The organism is Streptomyces misionensis (assembly GCF_007896895.1).
In the GTDB taxonomy this organism is placed as follows: domain Bacteria; phylum Actinomycetota; class Actinomycetes; order Streptomycetales; family Streptomycetaceae; genus Streptomyces; species Streptomyces misionensis_A.
This window is the reverse complement of sequence record NZ_VOGW01000010.1, coordinates 1-7,290: the sequence shown is the minus strand read 5'-3', so window position 1 is coordinate 7,290 and position 7,290 is coordinate 1. Positions and strand designations below refer to the sequence as shown.

Annotated in this window: 6 protein-coding genes and 1 pseudogene; 3 read left to right on the top strand and 4 right to left on the bottom strand. The window is 73.6% G+C overall.

Annotation, left to right across the window (positions count from 1 at the left end; genetic code table 11):
* Positions 1-701: 701 nt before the first annotated feature.
* The 3 genes from FRZ03_RS01780 to FRZ03_RS01765 form a co-directional block, all read right to left on the bottom strand.
* Entirely contained in the window at positions 702-1,688 is a 987-nt protein-coding gene (locus FRZ03_RS01780; RefSeq protein WP_146463332.1) for a hypothetical protein, read from the bottom strand.
* 486 nt (positions 1,689-2,174) lie between these two features.
* Positions 2,175-2,993 (bottom strand): PaaX family transcriptional regulator, encoded by an 819-nt coding sequence (locus FRZ03_RS01770; RefSeq protein WP_146463331.1) that lies wholly within the window; start codon positions 2,991-2,993, stop codon positions 2,175-2,177.
* A gap of 15 nt (positions 2,994-3,008) precedes the next feature.
* Entirely contained in the window at positions 3,009-4,601 is a 1,593-nt protein-coding gene (locus FRZ03_RS01765) for an AMP-binding protein (RefSeq protein WP_146463330.1), read from the bottom strand.
* Between the two features lie 157 nt (positions 4,602-4,758).
* On the opposite strand from FRZ03_RS01765, the gene FRZ03_RS01760 reads away from it, so the two are divergent.
* The 3 genes from FRZ03_RS01760 to FRZ03_RS01750 all read left to right on the top strand — a co-directional run bounded on the left by FRZ03_RS01760 (position 4,759) and on the right by FRZ03_RS01750 (position 6,888).
* The gene (locus FRZ03_RS01760) at positions 4,759-5,892 is read left to right on the top strand and encodes an acyl-CoA dehydrogenase family protein (protein WP_146463329.1); all 1,134 of its coding nucleotides are present in this window, start codon (positions 4,759-4,761) and stop codon (positions 5,890-5,892) included.
* On the top strand, positions 5,889-6,305 hold the full coding sequence (locus tag FRZ03_RS01755; RefSeq protein WP_146463328.1) for a RidA family protein: 417 nt from the start codon (positions 5,889-5,891) through the stop codon (positions 6,303-6,305). The genes FRZ03_RS01760 and FRZ03_RS01755 overlap by 4 nt, the downstream gene beginning before the upstream one ends.
* A gap of 157 nt (positions 6,306-6,462) precedes the next feature.
* Positions 6,463-6,888, top strand: a complete 426-nt coding sequence (locus tag FRZ03_RS01750; RefSeq protein WP_146463327.1) for a DUF6299 family protein — start codon at positions 6,463-6,465, stop codon at positions 6,886-6,888.
* Between the two features lie 142 nt (positions 6,889-7,030).
* Here the strand turns inward: FRZ03_RS01750 and FRZ03_RS39965 are convergent.
* Positions 7,031-7,290 (bottom strand): annotated as a pseudogene (locus FRZ03_RS39965) (hypothetical protein); the annotation flags it as partial.

Genomic DNA, 7,290 nt, shown 5'->3' with positions numbered 1-7,290 from the left:
TGTCGGGGCACGGTTCTTGCGTGTTGCCTGGCCGTGGGATGCTACCGAGAGCGGGGGGTTCATGCCGGGTACGCCCCAACCCGCCGGGGGAGGGTGGGGCTGTACGGGGTCGCGGCGGCTGACCCGGGGGCCGGCCGCCGTCAGCCTGGGCTGGTCCACGCGTCCGGGCCGGGCGACGGGACCGCGCAGCCGACCGGGCCGGGCGAGGCCATGACGTCGGCCAACACCTCGCAAAGGCAGGGGGTCAGGCGACCGGCGGTTCGTTGTTCTCCCGTCGGGAGGTCGTGCCGATCAATGCACGTGCGACGTCTTCCAGCGATCGGAGGACACCACCAGAGCTGTCGTGATCACAGTGGTGGCCGCGACGATCACGCGGACCCACCTGCCGCGCCGGGGGACGACGCCCCGGGCCTCACCGCGCAGGCGATACCGGCGGGCGAAGGCGAACCGTGCGAGGGGGAGGAGCGCGAACCACACGCCCCGTGCCGCGCAGCGCAGGAAGGCTCCGTCGAACTCGCCTTTCAGGCAGGGGGTTCCCGGTTCGTGGACGACGCACAGGCCGGTCGGCTCGGCGTAGGCAAAGGTCGGACAGGGCCTGTCTGTTGACGGCCGAACGTTCCTCGTCGGCAGCCTCGCCGGCCGGCCTTCGACGCGGCCTGGCCAGCGAGGGTGTCGCACGTCAGGCAGGTCGATGCCTCCTTTCACTCAGCCGCATCGAGCACGCTGCGGTGCCGGCGGAGGATCTCGATGTCAGGGACGTTCGGGTTGGCCCCGCTCGCCATCGCCTCGGCGACCATCTCCGTGTCTTGGGAGAGCACGCCGAGGAAGAGCCGAACGTCCGGATCATTCTCATGAACTCCGGCGGCCACAAGGATGGCCAGCTGTCGGCGGAAGTCGGAATCGGAATCGTCTCCCGTGGTCGGCCCGTCCTCTTCGAGGCCTTCGTGGCCGCGCACCAGCCGCGCACGCAGTTGCTTCGCCTTGACCGACGTACTGTCCATCGTGATGTACCGCAGAACCTGACCCGCGTACCGCATGAGTGCCCCCGGTTCCACCTGGGCCTGCAAGGCCAGATCCACCGCCGCGACAAGTGCTGTGTCATCGGTGCGGAGGCCGAGCCGGTCGCGGATCAGGGAGCGCGTCTCTTCCTGTGCGAGGAGCGTCGGGTCGCCCAGGCCACCGGTGAGCTGCCGTCCCAGCATGAAGGACTCGCTTGCGTGCGTTCCCCAGCGGGTCTTCATGGCCCGGCAGATGCCGTATGTGTCGTTCACGTCGTGGGCGGCGCGCAGTTCGTCGGAGACGCCCAGGAAGACGGCATCTTCGGAATCCGGGTTGGTGTTGCGCATGACGAACGCGGATCCGATAGCAGCCGCGGCCCGCAATGCGGGTTCGCGCATGGTGCGGATCTGTTTGTTGAGCGCGCTCACCCGGTCCTGCAACTCCTGGTTTCTGCGGAGCACCTCATTGTGTTCCCGGGCTGCGTCGCGACGCTCGAGCGCCTCGGCCGCCTCGGCCACGGACGCACCGCCGCTGAGGCCGGCGACGAAGAGATAGATGTCGTCGCCGGGGATGTCGAGTGCGTAGAGGAGCAGCCCGGCGGCAGTGGCCAGGAGGCTCGCCAACAGGACTGACGTGCGGATGTGGGGGACGAGCCCCTCGTCTGTGGCGGGGGGTTCTGGATCATCCATCTGAAACCTCATCCCGAAGTGGTGGCCGGTCAGATGGACTCTTCCTCGGCGCTCGCACCGCAAATCCCGGTTTCGGGCGGGTCTCTGCTTCGACGCCCTCCAGATCGGGCACGGGACCATCGCGACAGCGAGCGGACGCGGCGGACCTGTCACTGTTTCACCGTTGTGGTCCGGCGAGGCGCGCCAGGACATCTCCGCGACCAGTCGCCGCGCCTGAGCGGCCGCCGCCCGAGCGGGGCAGGGCTACAGCGGATCCCCGCAGCTGAGACAGGTGGACTCGCCGTCCTCATAGATCATGCCGCAGCAGTACTTGGCCCCCGTACGACGGACCACCTGCACGTCCAACTCGTCGCCTCGGGCACCGTGCTCACGCTGACGTGCTCGATGCGATCGGCGCCGTCGGGGCGTCCGGCACCGACCTGGCCGTGCACGAGAAGGGCGACACCCCGCCCGCGCTGTGACCCGGGCCCGCGCGACGGGGCTGCCTCACGCGTCCGGGAGGGCGAACCGCGCGCCCGCGTCCCGGAGTCGGTCGTGCAGGGCCCTGAAGACCTCGGCCGAGCGCAGGCCCGGCCAGGACGGCGGCAGGAGGTGGGCGGGCAGGCCGGGATCGGTGTAGGGGAGGTGGCGCCAGGAGTCCAGGGCGAGGAGGTAGTCGCGGTAGGCGTCCTCGGGCGGGGTGTCCGGGCGCTCCTGCCAGGCGCGCAGGACCGGCGCGTGGGCGTCCAGGAAACGTTCGTGCTCCCGGGCGATCGCGGGCAGGTCCCACCAGCGCGCCACCGCCTCGGCCGTGGGCGCGAAGCCCAGGTGCGCACCGCGGAAGAAGTCGACGTACGGGTCCAAGTGGAGGCGGCGCAGGGTGTGTTCGGTCTCCTCGTGCAGCCGCGCGGGGGCGATCCACACGCCCGGCGCCGCCGTGCCGAAGCCGAGCGCGGACAGGCGGGAGCGCAGGACGTGGCGCTTCTGCCGTTCCGTCTCGGGCACCGAGAAGACCGCGAGTACCCAGCCCGCGTCCTCCGGCGGCGCGGCGGCGTAGATGCGGCGGTCGCCGTCCTCCATCAACTGCCGCGCCTCGGGCGAGAGTTCGTAGCCCGCCGCGCCGGTCCGGGTGCGGGCCGGCAGCAGCAGGCCGCGCCGTTTGAGCCGGGACACCGAGGAGCGGACCGAGGGCGCGTCCACGCCGACCGCGGCCAGCAGCCGGATCAGCTCGGCGACGGGCACCGGGCCGGGCATGAACCGGCCGTACGCGCCGTAGAGCGTGACGATGAGGGACCTGGGTGCGCGCTGGTCGGACACGTTGATCATTTTAGGTCGTCGGTATCACTGCTGGTCACCAGGGTTGCGCAGACGGAACCGCTGCAACTTGCCGGTGGCCGTGCGGGGCAGGGCGTCCAGGAAGACGAACTCGCGGGGGCACTTGTACGGCGCCAGCTCCAAGGTGAGGAACGCCCGCAGCGGCTCCGGATCGCGGCGGGCGCCGTCGCGCAGCACGATGTAGGCGACCACCACCTGGCCGCGGGCCTCGTCGGGACGGCCGACCACCGCGGTCTCCAGCACGTCCGGATGACGCAGCAGGGCGTCCTCCACCTCCGGGCCCGCGATGTTGTAACCGGCCGAGATGATCATGTCGTCGGCGCGGGCCACATAGCGGAAGTAGCCGTCGGGCTCCCGGACGTAGGTGTCGCCGGTGATGTTCCAGCCGTCGCGCACGTAGTCGCGCTGGCGCGGGTCGGCGAGGTAGCGGCAGCCGATGGGGCCGCGCACCGCCAGCAGCCCGGGTTCGCCGGCGGGCAGCTCGGTGCCGTCCGGGCCCTGCACCCGGGCCTGCCAGCCCGGCACCGGCAGCCCCGTGGTGCCCGGTCTGATCCGCTCGTCCGCGGCGGAGAGGAAGATGTGCAGCAGCTCGGTCGCGCCGATGCCGTTGATGACGCGCACCCCCGTGCGCTCGTGCCAGGCCCGCCAGGTGGCCGCGGGCAGGTTCTCGCCGGCCGACACACAGCGCCGCAGCGACGAGACGTCGTACCCGTCCAGCTCGTCCAGCATGGCGCGGTAGGCGGTCGGGGCGGTGAACAGGACCGAGACCCGGTGTTCGGCTATCGCGGGCAGGAGCCGGCGGGGCCCGGACTGCTCCATCAGGAGCGCGCTCGCGCCGGCCCGCAGCGGGAAGACGACCAGGCCGCCGAGGCCGAAGGTGAAGCCGAGCGGGGGGCTGCCCGCGAACACGTCGTCGGCGCGGGGGCGCAGGATGTGCCGGGAGAAGGTGTCGGCGATGGCGAGCACATCCCGGTGGAAGTGCATGCACCCCTTCGGCCGGCCGGTGGTGCCCGAGGTGAAGGCGATCAGGGCGACGTCGTCGGAGGCGGTGTCGACGGCCGGGTACGGGGTGCCGGGCGCGGGGCGGCGCAGGAGGTCGTCGGGGGTGTCGGCGCCGTACGTGGTGACGCGCAGCCCGGGGATCGCCGCCCTCGCCAGGTCGGCCACCGAGCGGGCGTCGCACAGGGCGTGGCCCACCTGGGCGATCTCGCAGATGGTGGCCAGCTCGTGCGGGCGCTGCTGGGCCAGCACGGTGACCGCGACGGCGCCCGCCTTCAGCACCGCCAGCCAGCAGGCCGCGAGCCAGGGCGTGGTGGGGCCGCGCAGCAGGACCCGGTTGCCGGGGACCACGCCCAGCTCGCCGGTGAGGACGTGGGCGATCCGGTCGACGCGGGCGCGCAGCTCGCCGTACGTCCAGGCCGGGCCGTCCGGGGTGCGGAAGGCCGGGCGGGACGCGTCCGGGCCGGCCAGGAGTTCGGCCGCGCAGTTCAGCCGGGCGGGGTAACGCAGTTCCGGGAGGTCGAAGCGCAGCTCGGGCCACTCCTGCGGGGGCGGCAGATGGTCGCGCGCGAAGGTGTCCACGTGGGCCGAGAGATGCATGGGCGGTTCGCCCCCTTGCCGTGACGGACGTCCGGACGGGCATTCCTGGCGGGCTCGTCGTTGGAGCGTATCGTGTTGATGACGGCAGTCAACTGTGCGCGATAACGTCGAGGGGTGGGGACGGTCGCCGTGGTCCGTCCCGGAGGGAGGACCGGCGGTGCCCGCATTCTCGCTCGACCCGCGGCGGCTCGCCTGGTGCGCGGAGCTGCGCGCCCTGGCCGCCGAACGGCTGCGCCCGCTCGCCGACAAGGCCGCCCCCGGCCGCGTCAACCGGCCGCTCCTCGCCGAGCTGGGCGAACTCGGCCTGCTGGAGCGGCTGTTCACGTCCGGGGCGCTCGATCTGTGCCTGATGCGGGAGTCCCTGGCGCAGGGCTGCACCGAGGCCGAGACCGCGCTCGCCCTCCAGGGCCTCGGGGCCCATCCGGTGCACGCGTACGGCAGTGCCGCCCAGCGCGAGCGGTGGCTGCCCCGGGTCGCCGACGGCGGTGCGGTCGCGGCGTTCGCGCTGAGCGAGCCGGGGGCCGGTTCGGACGCGGCGGCCCTCGCCCTCGCGGCCGAGCCGGACGGTGCGGGCGGGTGGCGGCTCACGGGGGAGAAGTGCTGGATCTCCAACGCGCCCGAGGCCGACTTCTACACCGTCTTCGCCCGCACCGGCCCCCGGGCCGGCGCCCGGGGGGTCACGGCGTTCCTCGTCCCCGCGGACCGGCCCGGACTCACCGGCCGGGCGCTGGAGATGATCTCCCCGCACCCCATCGGCGCGCTCCGTTTCGACGGCGTGCCGGTCGGTGCCGGCGACGTCCTCGGGGAGGTCGGCCGGGGGTTCGCCGTCGCCATGGGCACCCTCAATCTCTTCCGGCCCAGCGTCGGGGCGTTCGCGGTCGGGATGGCGCAGGCGGCGCTGGACGCGACCGTCGAGCACACCCGGCGACGGGAGGCGTTCACAGGCAGGTTGATGGACCTCCAGGCGGTGTCCCACCAGGTGGCGGAGATGGCGCTGCGCACCGAGGCGGCCCGGCTGATGGTGTACGCGGCGGCGACCGCCTACGACGCGGGGGCGGCCGATGTGCCCCGGCGGTCCGCGATGGCCAAGCTGCTCGCCACCGAGACGGCGCAGTACGTCGTCGACACCGCGGTCCAGTTGCACGGCGCCCGCGCGCTGTGCCACGGCCATCTACTCGAACACCTCTACCGCGAGGTGCGGGCGCCGCGTATCTACGAAGGCGCGAGCGAGGTCCAACGGAGCATCATCGCCAAGGAGTTGTACGCCGAGAGCGACCGGGAGGAACGGTGACGGACGAGCGGGCCGGCTCGGTGGAGCGCGTCAACCCGGCGGAGCTGTCCCCGCCGACGGGGTTCTCGCACGCCGTCGTCGCGACCGGGTCCCGGGTGGTGTTCCTCGCGGGGCAGACCGCGCTCGACGCCGAGGGGAAGATCGCCGGGGGCACGCTGGCCGAGCAGTTCGAACGGGCCCTCGGCAATCTGCTCACCGCCCTGCGCGCGGCCGGGGGCACCCCCGCCGACCTCGCGCGGGTCACCGTCTACGCCACGGACGTCGCCGCGTACCGCGCACAGGCCCGGGAGCTGGGGCGCCTGTGGCGGGCGGTGGCGGGCCGGGACTATCCCGCGATGGCCGTGGTCGGGGTGGTGCGGCTGTGGGACGAGCAGGCGCTGGTGGAGCTGGACGGGTTCGCCGTCCTCCCGTAGCCGGGGCCTTCGCCGCCCTCCCGTAGCCGGTGGCCTTCGCCGCCCTCCCGTAGCCAGGGCCGGTGACGCGCCACCGTTGGGGTGACGGTCACGCTCGGCGGTGCGGGCGCCCGGTACCAGTGGAGACCTCCAAAACGGTACAAACCTGGAGGTATCAATGCGTGCACGCTCCGCCCTCGCCGCGGTTCTGGGCACCGCGGCCCTGCTGGTCACCGCGGTCGGCCCGGCCGGCGCCGGCCCCGGCGAGTTCGTCACCGTCGACTCCACGGGCCGGCTCGCCCCGGACGGGACTCTCACGCTGACCGGCACCTACCGCTGCACCGGCGCCACCGGCCCGGTCTTCACCACGTCCTCGGTCGGTCAGCGCGACCCGCGGGTCGGCCACGGCATCGGCGGCGGCATCGCCCGCTGCGACGGCCTCACCCACGGCTGGGCCAACTCCGGCCGGGTGACGAGCGAGAACCTCGTGCCCGGCGGCGCCCACGTCAAGGCCACACTGATGGAACTGCGCGCCCAGGGCCTGATCCCCCTGCCGCTCTTCCACGCGACGGCCGAACGGGACGTCATCCTGCTCCAGGGCTGAGGACCCGGCCGAACGACGCCACCCGGCACGCCCCGCGGGGCCCGGCCCGTGTCCTGAGGTCGCCCGGGACACGCACCCCGGCCGCGCCGGCCGCCGTGGGACCCGCGCGGCGACCGGCGCGGACACGGGTGCCGTCGGGCCGCTACGCCCGCTGCCAGCTGTGCGGTGCGTGGAAGGGGTGGGGGCGCCAGGAGGTCGTGCCGGGGGAGGTCGGTTCCGTGCCCGGGGCCGGGTGGGCGGTGCGGGCGAGGGGCAGGGCCGCTTGGGGGAGCCGCGCGCCGGCGCGCCGGCCGCGGGCGGAGCGGGCGACCACAGCGTCCTCCACCCGGGCCCGCAGCCCGGACGGCAGCGGCAGCAGCACCAGGACCAGGGCACCGACGATCGCCTCGGGGGAACGGGCGA

Excerpts from the sequence above, each read along its gene's own strand:
- FRZ03_RS01750 (WP_146463327.1), top strand. The coding sequence starts at position 6,463 with ATGCGTGCACGCTCCGCCCTCGCCGCGGTTCTGGGCACCGCGGCCCTG.
- FRZ03_RS01780 (WP_146463332.1), bottom strand. The coding sequence starts at position 1,688 with ATGGATGATCCAGAACCCCCCGCCACAGACGAGGGGCTCGTCCCCCAC.
- FRZ03_RS01770 (WP_146463331.1), bottom strand. The coding sequence starts at position 2,993 with ATGATCAACGTGTCCGACCAGCGCGCACCCAGGTCCCTCATCGTCACG.
- FRZ03_RS01765 (WP_146463330.1), bottom strand. The coding sequence starts at position 4,601 with ATGCATCTCTCGGCCCACGTGGACACCTTCGCGCGCGACCATCTGCCG.